The 25,474-nt window shown below is 68.0% G+C and carries 22 protein-coding genes; 5 read left to right on the top strand and 17 right to left on the bottom strand.

Annotation, left to right across the window (positions count from 1 at the left end):
- Nucleotides 1-20: 20 nt before the first annotated feature.
- The 9 genes from A5705_RS18745 to A5705_RS18705 all read right to left on the bottom strand — a co-directional run bounded on the left by A5705_RS18745 (nt 21) and on the right by A5705_RS18705 (nt 10,078).
- The gene (locus tag A5705_RS18745) at nt 21-2,468 is read right to left on the bottom strand and encodes a CoA transferase (protein ID WP_068279251.1); all 2,448 of its coding nucleotides are present in this window, start codon (nt 2,466-2,468) and stop codon (nt 21-23) included.
- On the bottom strand, nt 2,468-3,469 hold the full coding sequence (locus A5705_RS18740; protein WP_067875198.1) for an enoyl-CoA hydratase/isomerase family protein: 1,002 nt from the start codon (nt 3,467-3,469) through the stop codon (nt 2,468-2,470). The genes A5705_RS18745 and A5705_RS18740 overlap by 1 nt, the downstream gene beginning before the upstream one ends.
- Nucleotides 3,470-3,523: 54 nt before the next feature.
- Nucleotides 3,524-4,639 carry a Xaa-Pro peptidase family protein gene (locus tag A5705_RS18735; RefSeq protein ID WP_068279458.1) on the bottom strand — a complete coding sequence of 372 codons (1,116 nt, stop codon included), beginning with the start codon at nt 4,637-4,639 and terminating at the stop codon, nt 3,524-3,526.
- A complete protein-coding gene (locus A5705_RS18730; RefSeq protein WP_197516904.1) occupies nt 4,629-5,807 on the bottom strand; it encodes a Xaa-Pro peptidase family protein in 1,179 nt (392 codons plus the stop codon). Before A5705_RS18730 ends, A5705_RS18735 begins: the two co-directional genes overlap by 11 nt.
- A gap of 59 nt (nt 5,808-5,866) precedes the next feature.
- Entirely contained in the window at nt 5,867-6,928 is a 1,062-nt protein-coding gene (locus tag A5705_RS18725) for an amidohydrolase family protein (RefSeq protein ID WP_197516905.1), read from the bottom strand.
- Between the two features lie 147 nt (nt 6,929-7,075).
- Entirely contained in the window at nt 7,076-8,320 is a 1,245-nt protein-coding gene (locus A5705_RS18720; protein ID WP_067875205.1) for a cytochrome P450, read from the bottom strand.
- A gap of 1 nt (nt 8,321) precedes the next feature.
- Complete coding sequence (locus A5705_RS18715) at nt 8,322-8,516, bottom strand: ferredoxin (RefSeq protein ID WP_067875208.1); 195 nt, start codon at nt 8,514-8,516, stop codon at nt 8,322-8,324.
- A 10-nt stretch (nt 8,517-8,526) separates the two neighbouring features.
- Complete coding sequence (locus tag A5705_RS18710) at nt 8,527-9,192, bottom strand: TetR/AcrR family transcriptional regulator (RefSeq protein ID WP_067875211.1); 666 nt, start codon at nt 9,190-9,192, stop codon at nt 8,527-8,529.
- Nucleotides 9,193-9,265: 73 nt separating this feature from the next.
- Nucleotides 9,266-10,078 carry an SDR family NAD(P)-dependent oxidoreductase gene (locus tag A5705_RS18705; protein WP_067875214.1) on the bottom strand — a complete coding sequence of 271 codons (813 nt, stop codon included), beginning with the start codon at nt 10,076-10,078 and terminating at the stop codon, nt 9,266-9,268.
- A gap of 142 nt (nt 10,079-10,220) precedes the next feature.
- Here A5705_RS18705 and A5705_RS18700 point away from each other — a divergent pair, with 142 nt between their 5' ends.
- Together A5705_RS18700 and A5705_RS18695 are read left to right on the top strand one after the other, a co-directional pair.
- Entirely contained in the window at nt 10,221-10,988 is a 768-nt protein-coding gene (locus A5705_RS18700) for an SDR family oxidoreductase (RefSeq protein ID WP_068279248.1), read from the top strand.
- Between the two features lie 74 nt (nt 10,989-11,062).
- Nucleotides 11,063-12,670: a multicopper oxidase family protein gene (locus A5705_RS18695; protein WP_067875217.1), complete on the top strand. Its 1,608-nt coding sequence runs from the start codon at nt 11,063-11,065 to the stop codon at nt 12,668-12,670.
- On the opposite strand, the gene A5705_RS18690 is transcribed toward A5705_RS18695, so the two are convergent.
- The 8 genes from A5705_RS18690 to A5705_RS18655 are packed head-to-tail and all read right to left on the bottom strand — an operon-like array spanning nt 12,658 to nt 21,835.
- Nucleotides 12,658-13,494: an alpha/beta fold hydrolase gene (locus tag A5705_RS18690; protein WP_067875220.1), complete on the bottom strand. Its 837-nt coding sequence runs from the start codon at nt 13,492-13,494 to the stop codon at nt 12,658-12,660. The two genes, A5705_RS18695 and A5705_RS18690, sit on opposite strands and share 13 nt — an antisense overlap.
- Nucleotides 13,494-14,486 (bottom strand): cyclase family protein, encoded by a 993-nt coding sequence (locus A5705_RS18685; RefSeq protein WP_067875224.1) that lies wholly within the window; start codon nt 14,484-14,486, stop codon nt 13,494-13,496. The genes A5705_RS18690 and A5705_RS18685 overlap by 1 nt, the downstream gene beginning before the upstream one ends.
- Nucleotides 14,474-15,301 carry a coniferyl-alcohol dehydrogenase gene (locus A5705_RS18680; RefSeq protein ID WP_067875227.1) on the bottom strand — a complete coding sequence of 276 codons (828 nt, stop codon included), beginning with the start codon at nt 15,299-15,301 and terminating at the stop codon, nt 14,474-14,476. Before A5705_RS18680 ends, A5705_RS18685 begins: the two co-directional genes overlap by 13 nt.
- A gap of 31 nt (nt 15,302-15,332) precedes the next feature.
- A complete protein-coding gene (locus A5705_RS18675; RefSeq protein ID WP_067875230.1) occupies nt 15,333-16,643 on the bottom strand; it encodes an LLM class flavin-dependent oxidoreductase in 1,311 nt (436 codons plus the stop codon).
- A 3-nt stretch (nt 16,644-16,646) separates the two neighbouring features.
- The gene (locus A5705_RS18670) at nt 16,647-18,383 is read right to left on the bottom strand and encodes an FAD-binding protein (protein ID WP_068279244.1); all 1,737 of its coding nucleotides are present in this window, start codon (nt 18,381-18,383) and stop codon (nt 16,647-16,649) included.
- Nucleotides 18,380-19,297, bottom strand: coding sequence for a 3-carboxyethylcatechol 2,3-dioxygenase (locus tag A5705_RS18665; protein ID WP_068279241.1), 918 nt, complete (start codon nt 19,295-19,297; stop codon nt 18,380-18,382). Before A5705_RS18665 ends, A5705_RS18670 begins: the two co-directional genes overlap by 4 nt.
- Nucleotides 19,245-20,972: a bifunctional 3-(3-hydroxy-phenyl)propionate/3-hydroxycinnamic acid hydroxylase gene (locus tag A5705_RS18660; protein WP_068279238.1), complete on the bottom strand. Its 1,728-nt coding sequence runs from the start codon at nt 20,970-20,972 to the stop codon at nt 19,245-19,247. Before A5705_RS18660 ends, A5705_RS18665 begins: the two co-directional genes overlap by 53 nt.
- Nucleotides 20,972-21,835 (bottom strand): alpha/beta fold hydrolase, encoded by an 864-nt coding sequence (locus A5705_RS18655; RefSeq protein WP_068279235.1) that lies wholly within the window; start codon nt 21,833-21,835, stop codon nt 20,972-20,974. Before A5705_RS18655 ends, A5705_RS18660 begins: the two co-directional genes overlap by 1 nt.
- Nucleotides 21,836-21,940: 105 nt before the next feature.
- On the opposite strand from A5705_RS18655, the gene A5705_RS18650 reads away from it, so the two are divergent.
- From A5705_RS18650 to A5705_RS18640, 3 genes are read left to right on the top strand one after another with little or no spacing between them, the layout of a single operon-like run.
- Entirely contained in the window at nt 21,941-22,618 is a 678-nt protein-coding gene (locus tag A5705_RS18650; RefSeq protein ID WP_068279233.1) for an IclR family transcriptional regulator, read from the top strand.
- A 26-nt stretch (nt 22,619-22,644) separates the two neighbouring features.
- Nucleotides 22,645-24,261: an FAD-dependent oxidoreductase gene (locus tag A5705_RS18645; RefSeq protein WP_068279230.1), complete on the top strand. Its 1,617-nt coding sequence runs from the start codon at nt 22,645-22,647 to the stop codon at nt 24,259-24,261.
- A 4-nt stretch (nt 24,262-24,265) separates the two neighbouring features.
- Nucleotides 24,266-25,222, top strand: coding sequence for a dipeptidase (locus A5705_RS18640; RefSeq protein WP_067875253.1), 957 nt, complete (start codon nt 24,266-24,268; stop codon nt 25,220-25,222).
- Nucleotides 25,223-25,474 lie beyond the last annotated feature (252 nt).

Below are 25,474 nucleotides of genomic sequence, written 5' to 3'. Positions count from 1 at the left end.
GCGCCCGCGCCGGCGAGCTTTCAACCGCCGGGCTGGTTCACGGCGTGCATCGCGGGTGCGCTGCCGATGACGCCGTCGGCTTCCAGTTGCGCGATCTGCGAGTCGGCCAAGCCGAGCTCCGAGAGCAACTCGCGGTTGTGCTCGCCGAGCAGCGGCGCATGCCGGGTGTGGAAGCTGGCCGGCCCGTCCGAGAACCTCATCGGCACGGTGCTGAGCCTCGCCGGACCGCCCACCGGGTGATCCACCTCTTCGAAGAAGTGGCGAAATGCCAGCTGCTCCAGCTCGGTTTGGCGGTGCGGCTGCATGACCTTGGCCGCGGGCACGCCGGCGTCCCACAGGGTGCCGACGATTTCGTCGCGGCTGCGGGGCCCGCACCAGTCGGCCAGGTGTTCATCGATCAGGTCGTGGTGCGCCGCTCGGCCGGCCGCCGTCGACAGCTCGGGATCCGTTGCCCAAGAGGGCGATCCGAGCGCCTTGCCGAGCCGTTCCCACTGGTCGTCGGTCGCGACCGCGATGGCGACCCAACTGTCCGGGCGGCCGAATTCGTCGATATCGGCGCTGCGGTAGAGGTTTTGCGGCGCCGCCGTCGGTCCGCGGTTGCCGGCGCGCTGCAGCAGCGCCCCGTACGCGGAATACTCGATGACCTGCTCGGCGGAGATGTTCAACGCGGCGTCCACCATGGCCGCTTCCACCAGCGCGCCCTGACCGGTGCGGCGACGGTGCTCCAGCGCCAGCAGCAACGCGTTGAGGGCATGTATGCCCGCGTTGGGATCGCCGATCGAATACGGGTCGTACGGGGTCCGGTCGGCGTAACCGGTCATCCAGCTCACACCGGCCGCCGCCTCGATGACATACGCGAACGCCGGATTGTCGCGCCAGGGGCCGTCCAGGCCGAACCCGGGCATCCGCACCAGCACCGCGTCGGACTTGATCGCCTGAATCGCAGCGAAATCGAGCCCGATCTGGTCCAGCACCCGGGGCGTGAAGTTCTCGGCGATCACGTCACACGTGGCGATGAGCCGGCACAACAGCTCCCGGCCGCGCGGACTCTGCAGGTCCAGCGTCAGCCCCTTCTTGTTGGTGTTCAGCGCCGCGAATATCGGTGACTTCTCCCACCATTGGGCTTCGGTGACCGGTAGGCCGGCGATCAGCCGGGTGCCGTCGGGGCGGCGGGCGGATTCCAGGTGGATGACCTCGGCTCCGAGCATGGCCAGGAAGTGGGTGCCGCACGGGCCCGCCCAGAACGTTGTCATGTCCAGCACGCGAATCCCGCTGAGCGGCAATGGATTTACTGGTCGGGGAGTTCCCGGTGCGGCACGGGGAGCGCGGCGGGCAGCCCGGTAGCGCGACGTGTGCTCGCCCAGCCGCGGCGCGGGGGCCGGCGGACGAAGCCGGGCCGGCCGCATGCGGTACGGATGTCCCGGCTGCGCAAACCCGTCGCGCGGGTTGCGGACGAACGAACCGCGTTCGCGGAAGTGGTCCAGCGTTGCGACGTTGGCGCCGTTGGCAACCGGGGCGTTCGGGATTCGGAACGCCGTCGCCAATTCCCGGATGTCGTCAACCCTGTTGCTCTCGACCCACGCGTAGATCTCGTCGGCATGGATGTTGGCCTGCTCGGTGATCGTCAGCGGGGATTCCTCGTCGATCCATTCGGGGTGACCCACCATCGCGCACAGGTCGAACCACTGCTGCGCGGTGCCGCACCCGAGGTCCACCAGCCCGTCTTTGGCGCGGGCCACGCCCGGCACGGTCAGTCGCCGCTGGTCTCGCCATGGCCGCCCGAGCATTTCGAAGTAGGTGACCGGATAGTAGGTCAGGCTGAGGATCTGCGTTTCCAGCATCGACAGGTCCAGCAGCCGGCCCGGACCGCCGCCGTTTCGGCCGTGCCGCGACGCCAGCAGGGCGACGCTGGCGTAGACCCCGGCCAGGTATTCGCCGACCTGTCCGCCGACGAAGACCGGTGCGCGGTCCGGCTCGCCGCGTCCGAGTCCGATGATCCCCCCGGACCAGGCCTGCAGGGTGAACTCGGTGGCCGCCCGGTCCCGCCAGGGTCCCTCGAGGCCGAAGGGGGTGATCGACATGATGTCGAGGTGCGGGTGGCGGCCGCGGATGGCTACGGGCGTAAAGTGTGGACTTTCAACCACTTTCGAACCGCCGGACCACACCACCGCGTCCGCGGTGGCAAGCAGGCCGTCGACCAGATCGACGTCGTCGTCGACGCCGGGATCGGCGACGACGCTGTGCTTGGCGCCGGCGAGGAAGCTGAACAGCGCACCATCCGCGCCGGGCGGGATGGCGGCGCCGGAGGCCGACCACGAGCGCAGCGGATCACCTTCCGGCGGTTCGACTTTCACGATGTCGGCGCCGCCGTCGGCCAGCAGCTTCGTACAGTAGGCGCCCGCTATCCCGGTGGACAGGTCGACCACCGTGTAGCCGGCCAGCGGGAATCCGGGCGGGGGCTGCGGCACTAGCGCTTTCTCTTCCGCTTGACGTCCTTCTTGCTGCGCCCCTTCTTGCTGAGGCGCCAGTCCGCCGGGAACTTGCCGTCGTTGTCCTTGACCGCGTCGCTCAGGCCCCGCCGGATCGCGTCATCGAGCATGAAGTCGCCGTCGGAATCCGGCCGGACCTTCCCGCCCACCGACTCGAAGAAGCCGCCGAGCATGCTGCCCAGATATTCACCCTGGAACTGCTTCATGATTTCGAAGAACACCTTCTGCATGAAGACCGTGTCGGTGGGCCTGTTGCGCGCGCACGCCAGGGCGTACTTGTGCACCTCCGCCTCGAGCTGATCTCGCGGCACAACCCTGTTGAGAAAGTTGCAGTCGTACATCTCGGCGGCGGTGAAAGCCCTTCCGGTGAAGACCATTTCCTGAAACTTGCGAATGCCCATGGTCTGCGCCCACCACCACATGCGGGGGCCCCAGCCGAAGTATCGGAAGGAGGGATGCCCGAACAGGGCATCGTCGCTGGCGATCACCAGATCGGCGTCGGCCGCCTGGTAGAAGTGCCAGCCGTAGCAGTAGCCCTTGGCCTCGAGGATGCTGATCTTCTTGAAGTCCTGCAGGCCGCGGATGCCGGAGTTCGGGTTGGCATACCACTGGCCGAGGGTGCCGCCGTTGCGAAACGAACCGGGTGGGGGGAAAGTCACTTCGTCGCCGCCTACGCGGTATTCGGCGAGCCGCGGGCCCTGGTCGTCGGAATCCCGTACCCGCATTTCCTCGGTCAGGTCGGCGCCCGACCCGAGGTCGTCACCCTCGCCACGGATCACCAGGACCTTGACGTCGTCGTCGATGCCGGCGCGGTGCAGCAGGTCGGCATAGCGCAGCCGCGCGGCGATCGTGGGCGCGTTGAGGTGGCTCGGCCGGTCGAAGGTGATCGTCGCGATGCGCGTCTTGGCGTCCTTCTCATACCGGATGACCTTGTCCACCTGGTCATCCGGTTCGGATGGCGCGTCAGGGCCGCGAGACATAAGTGGTTGCGAAGGTCATCGGCGGGTCGTCGCAACGGTTTATGTGTCGCGACATCATCCCTGCCGATGCGGGCTGGTGGTCAGCACTTCGGGGCCGTCGGCGGTGATCAGCACCGCCTCGCGCCCGAACACCGCCCCGACGCCCCGCTCCCAGACGTAGCCCGTCACGGCGAGCACCATGCCCGGCTCCAGTCGCTCGCCGGCCGCGGTGCGTGGCAGGTGCTTGGACACCACCGGCGGGTCGAAGCCCATGCCCAGGCCCCGGGCCACCGGCATCGGGGGCTCGGGCTCACCCGCGGCGTCGTAGGCGGCCAGCAGTTCGTTGGCCGCGGCGCCGGGCCGGCATGCCCCTAACAGCCTGGCCCACAGGCCATCCCAGCGCCGATAGAGCGCCGCGCCGCCGGCGCCGTCCGCCGGCCACGTCCGGCCGACCTCGCCCATGTAGCCCCCGGCAAGCACACCCGCCGAGAACGCCACCAGATCACCGCCTTTCACGCGGCCGTCACCGTTGACCCGCCGCCACGAGCTCTCCGGCGAAGTGATCCAGGCGAATTCCTGATTGGACGGCGTACTCACGCCGCCGGCCGCCATGGCCTCAAGCATGACGCCGGCAAGCGTTTGTTCGCGCACGCCCGGATGCAGCTCGGCCACCGCGGCGGCCAGGCCGGATTCGGCGATCGTTATCGCCGCCCGCAGTGCCGCCACCTCCTCGGCCGTCTTGATGCGCCGGGCGGCGCGCATGGCTGGTTCCCCGTCGACCAGCTCGGCATTGGGGAACGCGGTCGGCAGCAGCTGCGCGAAAGCCGGTGAGATGGCGTCGGTTCCGACGCGGTGCGCGGCGGCCGCACCGTCGATACGCTGCAGCGCGGATATGGTGTTCCCCGGGTTCCACGAGATGCCATAGAGATTCTCGTGCGGGATGTCGTCGGGAACGCCTTCGTCCCAGGTGCTGAGCAGGTGGATGGCGCCGGTTTCGCGCACCAGCACGCAGGACGGGCCGAAGGGCCGGGTGCCGGCGACCCAGAGCTGCGGGGCGCCGGTGACGTAGCGGATGTTGGCCTGGCGCCCGAGGACCAGGACGTCGAGGTCGTGGGCCGCCATCTGCTCGAGCACCCGCGCGCGGCGGCCCAGGCGCAGCGTCCGATCGTCAGGGCGAACTTCAACTGACATGGGGGCCATAGGGGGCATAGGGATAGTCGGTCAATCGAGTCGAGCCTTCCTCCGTGATCACCACGACCTCTTCGCTGCGGTAGCCGCCGGTGCCGTCTTCCCAGACCACCGGCTCGAGCACCAACACCATGCCCTGCTGCAGGACGAAGTTGTCGTCGAACTCCTGCCCGAGATCGGTTCCGATCATCGGCATCTCGGCCGCGTTGACGCCGATGCCGTGGCCGAGGTAGAAGTGCGGCAGCCAGGGCCGGCTGCCGCCGTTGGCCGCGATGGCCGCTCGGCCGAGGTCACCGGCGGTTGCCCCGGCGCGCGCCACGCTCTCGACGGCGGTCATGATCTCCTGCCACTTGTCGAACTGGGCCTGCTGACGCGGCGACGGGTCGCGGCCCACCAGCCAGGTGCGCCCGAAGTCCGAGCAATAGCCGTGGTAGGTGATGCTGACGTCGGTCCACAGCACGTCGCCTTCGACCAGTTCGCGCTCGGTGCTCAGCAGCGGCAACGCCAGATCGCCGTGCGTCGTCCACACCCCTTCCGCCTTGCTGGGCGGCATCACCTGCCAGATCGGTTCCAGCATGCTGGCCATGGCGCCCAGTTCGAAGGCTCGCCGCAGAAAGCCGGCGGACAGGTCGATCTGCCGGACGCCGGGCGCCAGGGCCTTGTGCACATCGACCATCGCCTCGTCGGTGATGCGAACGGCGGTGCGGATGCAGGCCAGTTCGTCCGGGGTCTTGATGACCTTGGCGGCACTGACGATGGCCGACGCGTCGGCGGGACCGCCGTTGGGGAACAACGACTTCGTCGCGCGCGACATGGCACCGGTGCACTCGTCGACCGCGACCACCGCCCCTGCCGGAATGAGATCGGCCAGCTTGCGGGCGAAATCGCTTACCCCTTCTTCGAATTCGAGATAGACAGGCCCATGCAGGTGGTCGGGCGGCAGCTCCGACTCGTGGGCCGCGCCCTCGCGGAACGGCAGGAACAGGTGCGGCCACTCATCACCGGCGACCACCACGGCCACGGGCCGCTCGACGTAGGAAAGCCCGGCATCGCCCAGCGGCCAGCTCGTCCCGGTGGCGTAGACCACCGCGCTGTTGCCCAGCAGGATCAGCGCGTCCACACCGCGCTCGGCCATCGCCGCCCGCAGCCGAGTTCCCGTCTCGCGGCGCATGCGCGTCAGGTCGGGCGCCTCGGGGATCGCCAGCCCGCCCGCTTGCGCGAAGGCCGTCACTACAACCCCAGGAACTTCGTGACGTTGCCGCTGACGATGCGCGCCGCGTTCTCCGGCCCGACCGCCTCGACGACCGCGGCGAGCGACTTTTCCGAATAACCGTAGGTGCTTTCGTTGTGCGGGTAGTCGCTGGACCACATCACCTTGTCCACACCGATCTTGTCGATCAGCTGCAACCCCAGTGGGTCGACCATGAACGATGCGCTCATGTGGTTGTCCCAGTAGTAGCGCACGTCGTGCTCCAAAGGCCGATTGAACATGTGTTGATAGGAGGCCACCAGATGCTCGGCATCCTGCAGCGCCCAGGGCACCCAGGCGATTCCGCCCTCGAACCAGCCGAGGCGCAGCGAGGGGTGCCGGTCCAGAATGCCGCCGAAGATGTACTTGGCGAACGTCTCCCGGAATCCGTCGATGTTGATCATCATCCCCACGACGACGCTGTTGAACTCGGTCGGGCTCTTCGGCGGCGTCTCCCCGATGTGGTGAGTGATCGGCAGGCCGGAGGCTTCGATCTCGTCCCAGACGGAGTCCATCGACGTGCTCGAGTAGTCGATCGGGTTGCCGTCGTCGTCCTTGCCCGGGTTCAGCGGCATCAGGAACGTCTTGAGGCCCAACGACTTCAGCTCGTCCAGCGTCCGGCGCGCGCCCTGCGGATCCCACCAGTTGATCAACCCGGCGCCGTAGAAGTGCCCGTCGGAGCGCTCCTGCAGCTCCGCGATGTACTCGTTGTAGATGCGAAATGCGAGCTCGCGAAGCTTCTTGTCCGGGTAGTGGAAGAGCGCGAGCACCGCGTTGGGGAACGCCAGTTCCTTGTCGACTCCGTCGTCGTGCAGCTCCTGGATGCGGGCCTCGATGTTGGTGCTGGCGGCGCCGGGCAGGTCGTCGTATTGCATCAGCACCGCACTGAAGTCACCCGGCAGGAACGACTGCCCCTTGCGCCCGACCTGATAGGCGCCGTCCTCATACCAGATTCGTGGCGCCTTGTCCTTCAGCTCCTCCGGGAAGCGCTCGTAGAAGATGTCGGCGGCCAGCGACACGTGGTTGTCGGCGGAAAAAACCACCGTCCCTTCCGGCAGCCCCACGTTGCTGCCGCTGGCGTGCCCGCGGCGATCCTTCGGTGCGCCAAAGCCTCCGGGCGGGTAAAGCGAAACGGTGCTTGTTTGAGTCGTCATCATTGACCCTTCCATTCGGAATTGAAATCGGCGCGGTTACCAGGTCACCGGCAATTCGTAGACGCCGTAGGCGAGCCGGTCATGCTTGAACGGCACCTCCTCGAACGGGATGCCCAACGCCAGCGTCGGGATTCGGCGGAACAGCGTGCGGTAGACGATCTGCAACTCCGCGCGGGCGAGTTGCTGACCGACGCACTGGTGCCTGCCGTATCCGAACGCGACGTTGCGATCCGCCCCCGACCTGTGCAGGTAGAGCCGATCGGGCTCGGTGAAGACGCGCGCATCCCAGTTCGCCGGGGCCAGGTCGATGATGATGCCCTCGCCGGCGCGGATGACCTCGCCGGCGATGGTGATGTCTTCGAGGGCCACGCGGCGCTGACCGTTCTGGATGATGCTGAGGTAGCGCAACAGTTCCTCGACGGCGTTGGCGACGATCTTGGGCTCCTCGGCGTCGCGGATCACGGCCAGCTGGTCCGGATTCTGCAGCAGCGCAAGCACACCCAGCCCGATCATGTTCGACGTCGTCTCGTGGCCCGCGATCAGCAGCCCGGTGCCCAACTGCGCGGCCTCATTGACGCTGAGCTCGCCGGCCTTGACCCGCTCGGCCAGGTCGGAGACAGCATCTTCGGCCGGGTTTTCCATCTTCGCCTCGACCAGCCGGGCCAGGTACTTGTTGAGGCTCATCGCGCCCTTGACGGTGTCCTCCCCCGTCGCGTAGCGCGCGAGCCCGACGTTGGCGTGGTGCTGGAACATGTCGGCGTCTTCGTAAGGCACGCCGAGCAGCTGGCTGATCACCAGCGACGGGACCGGCAGGGCCAGCGCGGTGACGAGGTCGGCCGGCTGCGGCCCGGCGAGCATCGCGTCGATGTGGTCGTCGGTGATCTGCTGGATGCTCGGGCGCAGTCCCTCGACTCGCTTGAAGGTGAACGGCTTGGACAACATCCGCCTGAATCGCGTGTGTTCCTCGCCGTCGGATGTGAAAACCGATCGCGGGCGCTTGTGCACGGTGGACAACATGCCCGCGTTCCAGTGCGGAAACCCGGGCGTGCGGTCGTCGACGCTGACCCGTGAATCGGAGAACAGTTCCCGCACTTGGTCATAGCCGGTGATGAGCCAGGGGGTGCTGCCGTCCCAGATTCGGACCCTGGACAGCGGCTTCGCTCCGGCGAGCGCCATGACGTCCGGAGGCGGGGCGAACGGGCAGCCCGCGTCCCGCGCCATCGGATAGTCCGGAATCTGGCGATCCGCTTCGGTTCTCGTGCTCGTCAACGTGTCCGACATTTCATTCCTCGATGTGAATGGCCAGCGCGGGGCAGGCCGCGGCGGCGCGGCGAGCGCCCTCGGCCTGCTCGGGTGTTGGATGGGAATTGAGCAAAACGACCACGCCGTCGTCGTCGCGCTGGTCGAACACCTCGGGCGCGTTCATCACGCAGTTACCCGACGATGCGCAGATACCTTGGTCCACGGTCACTTTCATCGCGGTCCCCCTACTCGTCCGCCGTCACGGGCGCCAGCCACAGGCCGACGATCGCGTCGATGAGCCCGGACGCGGCCGCGCGCCAAGACGACTGGTGCATCGACGAACCCGTCGCGAGCGCCCGCTCGCGGTCGGCGCAGGTGTGCATCAACAGGTTGCGAGCCATGATGTTGCGTTCGAATCGCACCTCGGCCGGCAGGTCGGGCAGGCAGGCGTTGATCCCGTCGACGACCTCAACCAGCGACCGAGAGCTGAGCGCACCCTTGACGATGATGTTGTAGTAGGCCGGATCGGTCATCGCCTGCGCGGCGAAGCGCGCGTACCAGGTGGGATTTCCGAGCTCCTCGAGATGGTCGGTCAGCGGGCGCACCAGGCAGGCCACCCAGCCCCGCATGTCGGCCGAGCCGCCCGACTCCAGCAGGTCGGCCACCATGTCTTCGCGCAGCCGCTCGACGGGACCGCGGTGTTTCTGCTCGATGGCGCGCACCAGGTCGGCCTTGGTGCCGAAGTGGTAGCCAACCGCGGCGTTGTTCCCCTGCCCGGCGGCCTCACTGACCTGCCGGTTGGACACCGCGAACATGCCGTGCTCGGCATACAACCGCTCGGCCGCCGCCAGGATCGCCTCCTGGGTGGAGCTGGCCCGCTCGGTGCGAACGGTGCGGCCCGCGGTCGTCATTCCGCCAGTCAACCCCGCCCCGCGCTTTAAGTCAAGCGCTTGATTTAAACGTTTGACGGCGGACGTCGCATCATCAGCCCTCGCGCTTCTTGGAGCGGATCGGCTTGCCCGCGGACGTGCCCCCGTCCACCGGCAGCACGGTGCCCGTCACGTACCGCGACCGATCGGTGGCGAAGTACAGCGCCGCCTCGGCGACGTCCTCGGCCGTTCCCTCGCGCTTCAGCGGCCGGTCGTCCCGCATCGTCTGGCGGATCGCGGCCTCGAACCGCTCGAGCTCCTGCGGGTCCACGTCCGCCGCCGACTTCGCCACCAGCGGCGTCGGGATGCTGCCCGGCGCGATGGCGTTGACGCGAACCTCGAAGTACGCCAACTCAATTGCCGCGCACTTGGTGAATTGGTTGACGGCCGCTTTGGACGCGCGGTAGCTCATCACGCCCCCGCCGGCCTGGATCCCCCCGATCGAGCTGATATTGATAATCGATCCCCCGCCGTGAGCGGCCATGTGCCGAGCGGCATCTCGGGTTCCCGCCATCACGCCCAGGACGTTGACGGCCATGACCCGGTGAAAATCGGCCAGATCGTCGTCGAAGAATCGGCGATGCATCTTGCTCGAGACGCCGGCGTTGTTGACCATCACATGCAGACCGCCGAATTTCTCGACGGCCGCGGCCACCAGGGTCCCGACCTGCTCGGGATCCGAGACGTCCGTCCACCGGAAGACGGTGTCTTGTCCCAACCCTGTCGCGAGCGCCTCGCCCCTATCCGTTTCGACATCGGCGACGACGACCCGCGCGCCCTCGGCCACAAACTTCTCCACGATGCCGCGACCGATGCCCGATGCGCCGCCGGTGACGATTGCTACCTTGCCGGCGAGTTCGTTGACCACACGACGAGTTAATCGGCGACGGTGGGGTTAAGTCAAGCAGTTGATTTAAGCCCTCGCCCGGCACCTGGAGGCATATCAATCCACTTTCGGAAGTGGAAGGCTGAGTGCACCGCTTAATCGGCTACTTTGGGAGGGCTTGATCATGAAGATCTTGGTTATCGGCGGCACCGGACTCATCGGCTCGCAGGTCATCGCCAATCTGACCGCGCTGGGACACGAGGCGATCTCGGCCTCACCGCGTTCGGGCGTCGACTCCGTCACCGGCGAGGGCCTCGCGGAGGCGGTGGCGGGGATGCACACCGTCGTGGACGTGTCCAACTCGCCCTCGTTCGATGACGACCCCGTCATGCACTTCTTCACCACGTCGACCCGAAACCTGCTCGCCGCCGAGCGCGCGGCGGGTGTGCGGCACCACGTCGCGCTCTCGATCGTCGGCGCCGACCGCGCCCCGGACAGTGGCTACATGCGGGCCAAGGTCGCCCAGGAGAAGCTGATCGAGGAATCGGGGGCCCCGTATTCGATCGTGCGGGCGACCCAGTTCTTCGAATTCGTCGGCGCCATCGCGGATTCCGCGACCGACAGCGACACCGTCCGCCTGCCGGTCGGCGCATTCCAGCCGATCGCGGCCAAGGACGTCGCCACCGCCGTCACCGGGGCGACGATCAGCGACCCGACCAACGGCAGGACCAACATCGCCGGGCCCGAAAAGCGCGGCATGGACGAGTTCATCCGGACCGCGCTTGCCGCAGCCGACGATCCCCGCCATGTGGTGGGCGACCCCGAGGCGCAATATTTCGGCACCCGGCTCGATGAGCACACCATCGTTCCCCTCGACAGCGAGGACGCGACGATCTACCCGACCCGCTTCAGCGATTGGACGGCCACCCGGGCGACCAGCGGTGCGCATTAGGCGCCGCGGGACTGACCGGGGGGTGTAGCGATATAAGGCGCCGGGGCGGTTCGACGCCAGACGAGGAGCGCTCAATGCCCGTGCTGCCCATAAGGGGCGTCCCCTTCGACGGGGCTCAGTTGACCAGGCGCGGCTTCATGGCCGCCGGCATCGCCGGCGGCCTGGCGCTGGCGGGCTGCAGCCAATCCGACACCCAGGCATCCGGCGCCGCCGCGAAGATGGCCGCCGCCATCGCCGCCGCCGAGAAGGCGCGGCCGCACAGCGGGCGCACCGTGACCGCCAGCCTGACCCCCCAGCCGGCCCAGGTCGATCTCGGTGGGCCCATCGCCCGTACGTTGGCCTACGGCAACGCCATCCCGGGACCGCTGATCCGGGCCAGGGTCGGTGACGAGCTGGTCGTCACCGTCTCGAACCGGCTCGATCATCCGACGTCGGTGCATTGGCACGGCATCGCGTTGCGCAACGACATGGACGGCGCCGCGCCGGCCACCCCGAACATCCCGGCCGGCCGGGACTTCACTTACCGGTTCTCCGTGCCGGATTCGGGCACCTACTGGGGCCATCCGCACACCGGCCTGGACGCCGACATGGGCCTCTATCTGCCGGTCATCGTCGACGACCCGAGTGAGGGCGACTACGACGCCGAATGGGTTGTCGTCCTTGACGATTGGACGGACGGCATCGGGAAGAGCCCGCAGCAGCTCTACAGCGAGCTCACCAGCCCGAACAAGCCGAGCCGGTCGAGCATGCCGACGACGTCGTCGACGAGACCGACCACCGCGACAACCCCCAGGTCGGCCGCCGGCTCCGCGACCTCGACGACGCCGACATCAGCTATGCCCGGGATGCCGGACAACGGCGGCGGGACGAGCGATCTGCTCGGCGGCGACGCCGGAGACATCGACTACCCCTACTACCTGATCAACGGCCGCATCCCCGCGGCGCCCACGACTTTCAATGCCAAGCCGGGCCAGCGCATCAGGATCCGCTTCATCAACACCGGCTCCGACACCGCCTTTCGCGTCGCGCTGGCCGGCCATTCGATGACGGTCACCCATACCGATGGTTACCCCGTGGTGCCGACCGAGGTCGACGCACTTCTGATCGGGATGGCGGAACGCTACGACGTGATCGTCACCGCGGCCGACGGCGTCTTCCCGTTGGTCGCGCTCGCCGAAGGGAAGAACGATTTGGCGCGCGCGCTGCTGTCCACCGGAACGGGCAGCCCGCCCGACGCGGGATTTCAACCGGCCGAACTGGGCAAGCGGGTGGGCACCATCGAAATGTTCACGGCCACAACACCCGTCAATCTGGGCCCGCCCCAGCCCGATCTCAACCTCCCGGTCATGCTGGGCGGCAACATGATGCAATACAACTGGATGATCAACGGGCGGCCCTACAGCGACACGGATCCGCTGCACGTTCGACTGGGCGAACGGCCCACCATCACGTTCGACAACCCGACGATGATGTATCACCCGATTCACCTGCACGGACACACTTTTCAGCTGGTCAACGCCGACGGTAGCCCGGGCGCCCGCAAGGACACCGTGATCGTGCTGCCCAAGCAGAAGGTGCTCGCCGTGCTGGTCGCCGACAATCCGGGGTTGTGGCAGTTGCACTGCCACAACACCTACCACCAGGAGGCGGGCATGCAGACCCGGCTGGACTACGCCTTCTGACGCCCCGCCGCCGCGAAAAAGTCCAACAGCAACCCGTTGACCGCCGACGGCCGCTCGATCTGCGGGCAGTGACCGGCGCGGGCAATCACCTCCGAGCGGCCGCCCGCGATCTGTTTGGCGATCTGCTCGCCCCACCCGGACGGCAGGAGCTTGTCGTCTCCCCCCTCGACGACAAGCGCTGGCACGTTGATGCGCTCGTAGGCCCGCGCGCTCGACGGGGTCGACGACGGTGTTGCACCGGGGCGGCGGAATCGGGCCGCCGCCACGGCTTCCCATGCCCCGGGCGCGGTGCTCGATTCGTACCGGCGTCGCACGTAGTCCTCGTCGGCCGGGTAGCCGGGGTCGTGGAACAGCGCCTCGACGATGCGCCGCATCGCCGGCAGGGTCGCGTCGTACTGCTGCAGCGCGTCGAAGTGCCGGTTCTGCTGGATCTCCCCGCCCCCGCAGATCGCGACCAGGCTGCGGATCGGCAGCCTCGGCTCGTCCGCCGTGGCGTCGGTGAGCAGGTTGATGGCGCCCATCGAGTTGCCGACGAAGTGCGCCGAGTCGATGCCGAGCAGCTCACAGAACCGCGCCACGTGCCGAATCCGCATGCCGCGACCATCGACGAAATCGATGACCTTGGCCGATTGTCCGAAGCCCAGCTGGTCGGGCGCCACCACACGGTGCCGCGTGGCGAGGGCGGCGATGTTGCGCTCCCACCCGAGTTCGGCGCTGCCGCCGAACTCCCCGCCGTGCAGCAGGACCACCGGGTCGCCTTCGCCCGCCTCGAGGTAGCTGGTGACCAGCCCGTCGACCAGCATCGTCCTGCGTTGGACGTCCATCACTTGATCGCGATCGGATTCACCGGGGAGCCCACGGCGCCAACGACTCTCAGCGGCGGCGCGATGAGCTGGAACTCGTAGACGCCGTCGGCCGCGCAGTCGTCCGCCAGCGCTTTGAGGTCCCAGTACTCGCCGAAGATCAACCCCATATCGCGCAGGCAAAGCAGGTGCAGGGGGAAGGTGATCCCGTCGACGCCGGATACCAGGTCCTCCACCTGGAGGTTGTCGGCCGCGACCGCCGCGACCTCGTGATCGTGCAGCCACGGCGCGCAGCGCCAGTCCAGCCCGGAGTAGCCCTCCGACTTGTTGCCGGTCATGAGAAACCTTGTCCACCAACCGGTGCGGATCAACACGATGTCGCCGCGCCCGACGGTCACCCCCTGGGCGCGCACCACGTCGTCCAGTTCCTCCGGGGTGATCGGGTTGCCGGCTTCGAGGAAGACCTCGGCGCCACGATGCCGAACCAGATCGAGCAGCACGCCGCGCGACGTGATGCCCTTGACGTCGACCTTGTCGATGCCGCAGTGGTAGGCACCCATGCTGGTCACCGAATCCGCCGGGAAGCCGTTGTAGAGCTGGTCGTCGTAGTAGACGTGTGACAGCGCGTCCCACTGGCTGGCCGCCTGCAACGGCATGATGATCATGTCGTCGTTGAAGCGGAAGGGGTTGTCGGCGGTCATGTATCCACTCAGCTGTTTCGCCAACGGATTCCGCGCCCACTCTGCTCCGTACTTGGCCAGCGTGTGCACGTCGCCGCCGTCCACCGTCATGACGTGCACCGGGTTGTGCCGAAACTCGAAGGCGCCCTGCGGCCCCGACGCACCGAAGTCCACGCCGAGCGGAAACACCTTGCCGTGCCGCACCAGGCCCGCGGCCTGGGCGACCTTGTCCGCGGTGATGAAGTTCAGCGTGCCCAGCTCGTCGTCGTCTCCCCACCGCCCCCAGTTGGACACGTCGCGAGCGACCTTCCGAAAGTCCGTCAAGCCGGCCACGGAGCGCGTCCTTCCTCGAGTTCCCGGGCGATCGCGGCGCCCACGTTTCCGCCGTCGACCCACAACACCTGGCCGGTAATGTAGCTGGCCGCATCGCTGTTGAGAAACAGCAGAACCGAGGCCTGTTCGGCCGGCCCGGACACGCGTCCCAGCGGCTTGGGGATGTCGTCGAGGAAGCCCTGCCCGTACGCGGTCCGCAGCTGATCGAGGATCGGGGTTTCGGTGACGCCCGGGCCGGTGCAGTTGATCCGGATGCTCCGCGCGCCGAGGGGCGCGGCGTTTTGCATGGTGTACAGGATGATCGCCTCTTTGGACAATTGGTAGCCGGTGCCCACCGCGTCGGGGTGGGCATGACACCAGTCGACGCCATCCCGCATCGTCGCGGTCTTGAGCAGCGGCGCCACCGCCCGCAGATGGTCGCGGTAGCCCGCCGCCGCGAGCGAGGAGACGCTGACGATCGACGACCCCGCGGGCATCTTGCCGATCAGCGCCTCGGTGACCTGCCGCAGCCCCAGGAAGTTGATGGTGACCACCAGCGGCGGGTCGCCGATCCCGGACGAGACGCCCGCCACGTTGAACAGCGCGTCGACCGGCCCGTCGATGGACGCCACCGCGCGATCGATCGAATCCGGGTCGGCGAGATCGACCTCGTGAAAACCGCTGAGCTCCAACGAGGGGCGGCGCTTATCCAGCCCGACGACGTCCGCCCCGGCTTCGGTGAGCTGCCGCACCACGTGCTCTCCGATGCCCGATGCGCATCCGGTCACCACCGCACGGCGGCCGTCGTAGCGCCACAGCTCCTCGATTCGTCCCAAGGCTCAAACCGCTTCCGGTATCGCGCGCGTCCTACTGCTCCTTGGCGCGCTGCTGCTCCTTCAGGCGCTGCGCCGCCTGGACGCGGCCCTCGTTGATTTCCGCCATGGCTTCGGGGATCTCGCTGGCGGTGAACTTGTCGCGGCCGGTGGGCAGCCCGCCGAACGCGTAGGTTTCATCGAACAGCGGTGCGGCCGAGGCCGGTCGGCGCGCCTCGACCTTCTCGATGACCGGTGCGAGCCGCTTGGCCTTGGCGGCCACGGCCTTCGCGTCGCGTTCGATGAACTCGGGCAGCACCTCCTTGCCCATCAGCTCGATGGATTCCATCGTGCCCTCGTGGCTGCGCGGGTTGAGCAGCAGGATGATCTCGTCGACGCCGCTGTCCTCGTAGCCGCGCAGGAACTCGCGGACGGTGGCCGGGGATCCGATCGCGCCGCGCCCGGGGCCGTAGGCCAGCGTGGGGTCCTTCTCGACCTCCTCGAGGTACCGCTTCCACACCCCGGTGCGGCCCGGCGTGTGCATCCCGGTCAGGTAGTAGTGCATGATCCCGAACGAGAAGAATCCACCGCCCTGGCCCAGGCGTTGCAGGGCCTCCTCTTCGGTCTTGGCGACCATCATCGACAGGTCACCACCGATGGCCAGGATGTTGGGATTGATCTGCGGGGTGATCGGCACGCCGTTCTCCTCGAACTCCTTGTAGTAGCCGTTGACCCGGTCGGTCAGCGGCCCGGGACCGGTGTAGGCGAAACTCAATGCCCCGATGCACTTCTGGGCGGCCATCTGGACGCTGGCCGGCCGCGTGCAGGCCACCCAGACGGGGGGATGCGGCTTTTGCATCGGCTTGGGGATGACGTTGCGGGGCGGCATCTGGATCTGCTCGCCCTTGAATCCCGTGAACGGCTCCTCGATCATGCAGCGGATCGCCACCTCGAGGGCCTCCTCCCACTGCGCGCGCTTGTCGGCGGGATCGACGTCGAATCCGCCGAGTTCACCGACGGAGGAACCTTCGCCGGTGCCGAACTCGACCCGCCCGTTGGACAGCAGGTCGATGGTGGCGATGCGTTCGGCCACCCGGGCGGGGTGATTGACCGCGGGCAACAGGTGCATGATGCCGAACCCCAGCCGGATGTTCTTGGTCCGCTGGCTGGCCGCGGCCAGGAAGATCTCCGGCGCGGTGGAATGGCAGTACTCCTCGAGGAAGTGATGCTCGGTGAGCCAGACGGTGGAGAAGCCGGCCTTGTCCGCGGCCTCGACCTCATCGAGGCAGTCCTGCAACAAGACCCGCTCGTCGTCCGGCGCCCACGGCCGCGGCAGGGCGAATTCGTAGAACAGCGATATTTTCATGTGCTACCTCCTATGAGAACTAAGGGATTGGCTCGCAAGGTGTTTCGCGGCGACGAAACCGAAGGTCATGGCCGGTCCGATGGTCGCCCCGGCGCCGGCGTAGCTGCGGCCCATGACCGGTGCCGCGGTGTTGCCGACCGCGTACAGGCCCGGCACCACCGTGTCGTCGGTGCGCAGCACCCTGGCGTACTCGTCGGTGCGCAGGCCACCCGAGGTGCCGAGATCGCCGAGGACGATGCGAAACGCGTAATACGGCGGGTCGCCCAGTGGGTACAGGTTGGGGTTCGGCAGGGTCGGGTCGCCGTAATAGTTGTCGTACACGCTGTCGCCCCGGTTGAAATCGTCGTCGTGACCCCTGCGTGCGAGTTCGTTGAAGCGGCGCGCGGTTTCGGAGAGTTGGCGCGCTGGAACGCCGATCTGCGCGGCCATGTCGTGCCAGCTCGCCGCCGCCTTCACCACGCCCGACTCCAGCCAGGCCCGCGGGACCTTGCGCCCGGTGGGAACGGGCGCGCCCGGGATCTTCGGTATCGGCAGGTGCCCGCCGATGACGTAGCGGTTCCACGACCGGTTGTCGGTGATGAGCCAGCACGGGATGTGGGTGACCCCGGACCTCTGGCCGTCGATCATCGCGTGACCGAAGTCCATGTAGGGCGCCGCCTCGTTGATGAAGCGCTTCCCGTCACCGTTGACGATGAACTGCGCCGGCATCATCCGCTCGTTGAGCATGAACTGCATGCGGCCGTCCGGCCACTGGATCGCCGGGAACCACCACGCCTCGTCGAGCAAGTCCGTTGCCGCGCCCACCTTTTGGCCGGCGCGGATGCCGTCGCCCATGGCGGCCGGGTTGCCGAAGCTCCAGTCCTGGTCAACCTCGGGCAGCTGCTCCTTGCGCCAGGCGAGGTCGTGGTCGAAGCCGCCCGACGCCAGGATCACCCCGAGGCGGGCGCCGATCCGCCGGACGTCGCCATCCGTTTCCACCAGCGCGCCGGTCACCGATCCGTCGGCGTCGGTGAGCAACTCGGTCATCGGCGCGCCGAGCCACAACGGGATCCCGCGATCCCGCATGGCCAATCGGAGCCGGGCCGCCAGCGACTGCCCGATCGCCGCCATCCGCTCGCCGAGGACCCGGGCCCGCACCATGCGCGAAATCAGCTTCAGCAGCACGCCCTTGCCGGTCCACGACTGCCGGATCCGGTAGAACGTCCGCAACTCCTTGGGCCCCAGCCAGATTCCCTTCGGGGCGAGCGCCAGGGGCTTGAGCAGCCTCTGTTCGTCGACGCCCAGCTTGCGCAGGTCGATGGGCGGCACGTTGATCGTGCTGCCCAACTCCGACCCGCCGGGCAGCTCCGGGTAGTAGTCCGCGTAGCCGGGCTTCCAGACGAACTCGAACCAGCCCGAAAGGTTTTCGAGGAACTCGAGCATTCGCGGCGCGTGCTCGACGTACTGCCGGATGCGTGCCTCGCTGACGAGGCCGTCGGTGATCCTCGAGAGGTATTTCACGACGTCGTCTGGCGACGGCGTGTAGCCCTCCCTGCGTTGCGCGGGCGCGCCGGGCACCCAGATGCCGCCCCCCGACAGGGCCGTGGAACCGCCGAAGTACGGCGACTTCTCGATCACCAACGCGTCCAGCCCGGCGGCCTGCGCGGTCAACGCGGCCGTCATGCCACCGCCGCCGGACCCGACGACGAGCACGTCGACCACGTGGTCGAAGCCGTCGGCTGTCGAAGGGGCCGCGCTCATCCCGGCACCGCCGTGCGGATGGCGAAGCCGGCGATGAGCTCGGCGGCCGGCTTGTAGTAGCGCACCGTGGTCCGGTAGGGCCCGGCGGTCTCCAACGCCGCGAAAGCCGCCACCCACGTCCTGATTTCGTGCGCCGAGCTGCCGCCCTCGTACGCGACGAACGAATTCGACCACTGATCGAGCTCCGCCAGTCGCCCCTCGTCGACGATCTCGAGAAATCGGTGGTCCCAGACCGGGTTGAGCGGCTGCAGGTCGCTGTCGCCACCGGCGAAGTTTCTGGCCGCGTCGATCACGGCCGCCTGCCGAGCCCGTCGCTGCTCGGACGTCATCGGCCGGCCGTCCACGATCCGCTCGAGAACCGCCGGGGGCGCGGTCGCGAGCGTCGGCACCGGCGGGCTGTGGGACAGCCCACCGGAACCTATGATCAGCACCCGCTTGTCCAGCCCCGCCAGGTAGGTGCCGACGGCGGCACCCAGCGCGCGGCAACGGTGCAACGGCCCCAACGGCACCGCAATCGCGTTGACGAAGAGCGGGATCACCGGCCGCGCAGTGGCATCGCCGAACAGCTTCTCCAGCGGCTGCACCGTGCCGTGGTCGACGTCCATGCCGGCCGACACCGCGACGTCGACACCGGCGTCGAGGATGGCTTGCGCACATTCGGCCGCCAGGCGCTCGGGAACGTCAAGCGGCCCGGCGTGGGTGCCATAATCACCAACGCCGTTGGCGCGCATGCCGATGCAGAAGGGCGGCATCACCTTGTAGAAGAACCCGTTGTAGTGGTCCGGCGAGAAGATGACGACGAGTTCGGGGTCGACTGCTTCGACGAACTCGCGCGCCTGCGCGATGGCGCCTTCGATGTCGTCAAGCAGGTCCCGCGACGGCCCCGGAAGATTCAGGAGCGGGCTGTGGGACATGCAGCACAGAGCCAGTGTCATGGTGGAGGTCACCCCCTCCCGGCGTGAGGGCGAGGGCGTCCAGCAGCGAGGCGCTCAGCTCGGGCGCGAGCTGGGCGATGCAGGCGCCCGCGATGCACCGATCGGGTCGCAAGAACAGCACCGACTCCTGATGCGTATCGAACCAGGACTTCACTGCGCCACCGCGATCACCGACCACCACGACGTCGGGATCGTCGTGGCCGGTCCAGTGCAGCTGGGTCAGCGGCCGCAGCGCAACGAACCGCGCGCCCAGGGCCTTCCACTTCGCGAACGCCTCGTCGCCGAGGATCTTGCGCGGGTTGTTGTTCCAGCACAGCACGGCGAACCAATCACCCAGCACGTCGTCCAGGAGGACGTCCCGCTCGGTGCGGGTGTCCACCCGTGGCTGGATGAACAGGGTGCCCACCGGGGATTCGGCGCGGCGCGGCGCGGAGTGCGCGGGGTTATGAACAACGGCGCCCTGCTCGTAGCGCGGCATCGGCTTGAACCGCATTTCGAGCACATATCGCTTGAGGGACGGCACAATTGACGCCGAACGCACCAGGAGGTCCCGCGCGGTGGTGATCCTGCGGTCGGTCGGTGAGATAACCCGGCCCACCATGGTGGAGAGGTCGATCATCGCCCGGGCGTGCTTGCGCCGCTCGATGTCGTAGGTGTCCAGCAACCGGCCGTCGGCCCGGCCGGTCACCACCGCGGCGAGCTTCCAGCCCAGGTTGGCCGCATCGCGGATGCCGCTGTTGTAGCCCTGCCCCTGCCACACCGGCATCAGGTGGGCCGCGTCCCCGGCCAGCAGCAGTCGGCCGCTGCGGAAGGCCCCGGCGATCCGCGAGTGATGGGTGTAGACCCGCCGCCGGATCACGTCGACACGCTCGGGGTGCGGCACCATCCGCGCCAGCATCCGCGTCAGGAACGCCGGGTCCTCGGCCTGCTCGTCGGTCTCGTCGGCGTGAATCATGAACTCGAAACGGCGAATTCCGTGCGCGATCGAGATCGAGGCGTATGGGCGTTCCGGGTCGGCACCGACCTCGCTGTTGGGGTGGCCCAGCGGATCGTTGGCGACGTCGACCACCAGCCACCGCGTCGATGACGTCGTCCCGTCGAAGGACACTCCCATCATGCGGCGGGTCATGCTGCGCCCGCCGTCGCATCCGACGACGTAGCGCGCCCGCACATGCTCGGTATCGCGGTCGGTGCCGCATTCGACGGACACGCCGTCGTCGTCCTGCACGCACGAGGTCATAGGGCGGTTCCACCGCACCTCGACGTGCTCGAATCTGTCGAGCCCGCACAGCAATTCGGCATCGACGAGCGGCTGCACGAACCCATTGCGCTTCGGCCAGCCGAAACGCGCATCGGGCGGGGCCATTTCGGCCAGCACGCGACGCTTGCCGTCGACGAACCTCAAGATCTGGTTGGGCACGGTGTGCGGCAGGATCCGGTCGACCAGCCCGATCGACTGGAAGGTGCGCAACGCCTCGTCGTCCAGGCCCACCCCGCGCGGGTAGTCGATGAGGCTGTCGCGTTCGTCGACGACCAGCGTCCGGACGCCCCGCAGGCCAAGGATGTTGGCGAGGGTCAACCCGACCGGGCCGGCGCCGACGACCACAACATCGAAGTCGACGTCGAAGTCCGGGTGCTGACCGCCGCTTCCCATCACCGCCCCAGCAGGAAGTCGAGATGGAGGCGGTTGAAGGTCTTGGCGTCCTCGTACTGCGGCCAGTGGCCGCAGCCGGGCATCACCTCGAAGCGCGCGCCGGGGATCATCGACGCGATGCGGCGGCCCTCGGTCACGTCGGCGGTGGGGTCGTCGCTCGTCCACAGCACCAGCGTCGGGGCGATGATGGCGCCGTACTCGTCCGGCCCGAGCAGATTGCGCGCCCGGATCTCGGGATCCTGCAACGCCATGATGTCGCGCATGGCATCGACGAAACCCGGTTGGCGGTATACCCTTTGGCGGCTGGCCACCAGATCGTCGTAATCCTTGGACTTGTCGGCCATCAGCCATTTGATCCGCGCCTGGACCGTCTCCCAGGTCGGGTTCTCGGCGGCCGCCATGGACAGCGTGACGATCCGTTGCATCACCACCGGGTCGGCCTGGGAGCCGCCGGCGGTGTTGAGGACGAGCCGGTCGACCACGTCAGGATGGTCGACTGCGGCGCGCGCCGCCACCCATCCCCCGAGCGATTCGCCGCTCAGGCAGGCGCGATCGACGCCGATGGTGCGCAGCACGGCCATCAGATGCTCAACATAATGGCGGACTTCCAGCGGATGGCCCGGCTTGTCGGTGTACCCGTGGCCCAGCATGTCGATCGACCAGGTCCAGAAGTGCTCGCCGTGCGCCGCCAGGTTGCGGACGTAGGCCTCGGCGTGGCCGCCGGATCCGTGCAGCAGCATCAACACCGGCTTGCCGGGGTCGCCGGCGCGCAGGTACCGGGTCCGCACCCCGCCCGCGTCGAGGTAGCCCTGCTCGAAGGCAACGCCCTGGAGATCGCTCCATACGCTCTCGAACTCCGCCACGGTTCCTCTCTGGCCCCTCGCATTGACTCGGCTTGTGTGCTAATATCGCACGCTGATGTGCGATATGTATAGAGCTTCGCTCCCGCGTGCAGGGATGTCAAGGCCATGACGGCTTCTGGGACGGGTTCTCAGACGCTCGCCCGCGGACTTACCGCGCTGCAGATGGTGGCCGATTCCCCGAGCGGGCTGACGGTGCAACAGCTGGCCGACCAGGTCAGGGTGCATCGCACGATCGCCTACCGCCTGCTGTCGACGCTGGCCCAATTCCGGTTGGTGGCCAAGGGAGAGGACGGGCGCTACCGCCCCGGGTCCGGGCTTGCCGTGCTCGGCGCGTCGTTCGACCGCAACGTGCGACAACTGAGCCTGCCGACGCTGCGCGCGCTGGCCGACGAACTCGGCACCACCGTGTCGTTGCTCATCGCCGAGGGTGACCAGCAGGTCGCGATCGCGGTGATCGTGCCAAGCCATGTCGCCTACCAACTGTCCTTCCATGAGGGCAGCCGGTATCCGCTCGACCGCGGCGCGGCCGGCATCGCGTTGCTTGCGAGCATGCCGCCGCGCCCCGGGGAACGAGATCTCGTGGCGCGCACCCGCGAACGCGGCTGGGTGATGACGCACGGTGAGATCGAACCGAATACCTACGGCCTGGCCGTACCCGTCCGCCGCCACACGCCGTCGCCGCCCACCTGCATCAACCTCATCTCCCATCGCGAAGACGTGGTGATGCGGGGCAGGGACGCGGTCGTCAGGGCCGCGACACGGTTGTCCGAGCTACTGAATTAGCCACCGAGTTGGAGGGATTACTGTCCATGCCTTGGGACCATGAAGTCGACGTCGTCGTACTCGGCAGCGGCGCCGCGGCGCTCACGGCCGCGCTGACCGCGGCGGTCGCCGGCGCCTCGGTGGAGGTCTTCGAGAAGGCGCCGACGGTGGGCGGGACCACCGCCGTGTCGGGCGGGATCGCCTGGATCCCGGCCCACAACCGTTCCCCCGATGGGGAATTGACGGTAGCGGACGCCCTGCGCTACCTGCGCGCGCAGGCCCTGGGAACGATGGACGACACCCTGGTCGAGACGTTCGTGCGGACGGGCGCGGCGATGCTCGACTTCGTCGAGGCGCACAGCGGCGTGCGCTTCGAGATCGCGGCGGGCTTCCCCGACTATCGGCCGGAATTGCCGGGCGGACGGCCGACGGGCGGCCGGTCGCAGAGCCCGATTCCCTATGACCTCAGCGAGATAGGTGAATGGGCCACGCGGATCACGTCGTTTCCCGCCGACTGGTCCAACGTCGGCTTCGACGCCGAGACCAGGGCCCGCCTGCACGCGGCGATCGACGAGCGAACCGGCCATCTCTGCGTGGCCGGCACCGCGCTGATCGCCGGGCTTTTGAAGGGTCTGCTGGATGCGGGGGCGGCGGTACGGGTGAACGCGCGGGCCGAAGAGCTCATCGCCGAGGCCGGTGAGATCACCGGGGTGCGGGTCGAGTCGTCCGGCAAGAGCATCAGCGTGCGGGCCCGCCGCGGGGTCATCCTCGGCACCGGCGGCTTCGAGTGGGATCCGGCTCTGGCGCAAGCTTTTCTGCGCGGCCCCATGTACGGCGCGGTCTCCCCGCCGTACAACACCGGCGACGGGCTGCGCATGGCGATGGCACACGGCGCGGACCTGGCGAACATGGGTGAAGCGTGGTGGGTGCCGATCGTGCAGATCCCCGGCGACACCATCGACGGCAAACCGCGCAGCCGCAGCGTCCGCCTGGAGCGAACCCGGCCGCGTAGCATCATCGTCAACTCGGCCGGCAAGCGCTTCGTCAACGAGGCATGCGATTACAACTCGATGGCCGGAGCGTTCCAGTACCTCGACCCCCGCGGCGGCTACGTCAACGACCGTGCGTGGATGGTGTTCGACTCGGTTCACCTGCAGCGCTACGGATTCCTGGGGGTCGAACCGGGCCAGCCCGCACCGGAATGGTTCTGCGAGTCGGCGGACCTGGCCGAATTGGCCACCAAGACGGGCATCGACGCCGACGGGCTCGCCCGCACCGTCGAGGAGTGGAACCGCCAGGTTGCGGCCGGCGCAGACGCCGATTTCGGGCGCGGTTCCAGCGCCTACGACGGATACTGGGGCGATGATAGCGCCACCACCCTGGCCGGCAAGACCCTCGGCCCGATAGACACCGCCCCGTTCTACGCGGTGCCGATCTGCATCGGCGCGATGGGCACCAAGGGCGGCCCGCGCACCGATCCCGACGGGCGCGTCCTGCACGTCAGCGGTGAGCCGATACCGGGCCTGTTCGCGGCGGGCAACGCCATGGGCGGCGTGACCGGCCGAGCCTACGGCGGGGCCGGCGGAACGATCGGCCCCGCAATGGTTTTCGGCTACCGGGCGGGTCACGCGGCCGCTACGGGGAAGTCGGTCGATTTACAATAGTTCCATGACGTCGCTCCTATGGGACCAGCACACCTGTCTGCCGCTGCAGACGGACACCGACGTCGACCCGTTGACTCGCTACCGGCGCCCCGCCGGCGCGTTGGTTTCGGTCAATGCGGGGTATTCGCCCCAATCCTTCGACGACGCGGTCGCCCTGCTGCGGCACTATCGTTCGGCGGTTGGTGTCCACCCGCAGCTCGCGTTGGCCGACGACCTGGAGGATGTCGAGGCCATCACCCGCGGCGGCCGCATCGCGGTGGTGTTCGACCTCGAGGACTCCGGCCCCCTTGAGGGCGATCTCGCCAACCTCGCCACCTTCGCCGGGCTCGGCGTGCGCACCATGCTGCCGACCTATAACCACGCCAACCGCGCGGGCAGCGGCTGCCTGGACGCCACGGACGGCGGCCTCACCGCATGGGGCCGTTCGCTGGTCGGCGAAATGAACCGCGTGGGCATCGTCCCCGACGGATCGCACTGCAGTGCCCGCACCGGGCTCGACATGTGCGAAATGTCCGCTGGCCCGGTCGTTTACAGCCATTCCTGCATGCGTGCGGTCTGGGAGCACCCGCGTAACATCACCGACGACCAGGCTCGGGCCTGCGCGGCCACCGGCGGCGTCATCGGGATCACCGGCGTCGGCATCTTCCTGGGGGCCAACACCCCGACTCTCGACGCGATGGCACGGCACCTGGAGTACGCCGTCGAGTTCGTCGGCATCGACCACGTCGGTGTCAGCACCGACTTCTCGTTCGATTTCGCGGATTTCGTCGACGAAGTCACCCGCAACCCACACCTGTTCGACGAGAGCTACACCCGTTGGGGACCGATCCAGTGGATGCCGCCCGAGACGTTTCTGGGGCTCGACGAGCACCTCCGCGCACGCGGCTGGAGCGACTCCGATATCGAGGCCGTCCTCGGCGGAAATTTCCATCGTGTGGCGCGTCAGGCGTGGCGCGCCTAGCGCGCGTGCTGGCCGTATTCGGCGCGCGTAGCGCGGGTGACAGCGTTTTCGGCGCGTAGCGCGCGGATGCGGGCCGTGTTCGGCGCGCGTAACGCGGTGACAGCATTTTCGGCGCGTAATCCCTTGCGTCACAGTTGTTTCGCTGGTCACAAGGCGGCGGTTTTTGTCGGTGGGTGTTCGTAGGGTTTGGGGTATGGGTGCGAGCAGTCGTGAGGAGATCGTCGAGGTCTTTCGCGCGCTCGATGCGGCCGT

The organism is Mycobacterium sp. E787 (genome assembly GCF_001668725.1).
Lineage (GTDB): Bacteria > Actinomycetota > Actinomycetes > Mycobacteriales > Mycobacteriaceae > Mycobacterium.
Note: the sequence above shows the minus strand (reverse complement) of the source record. Positions and strands in the feature narration are given on the sequence as shown.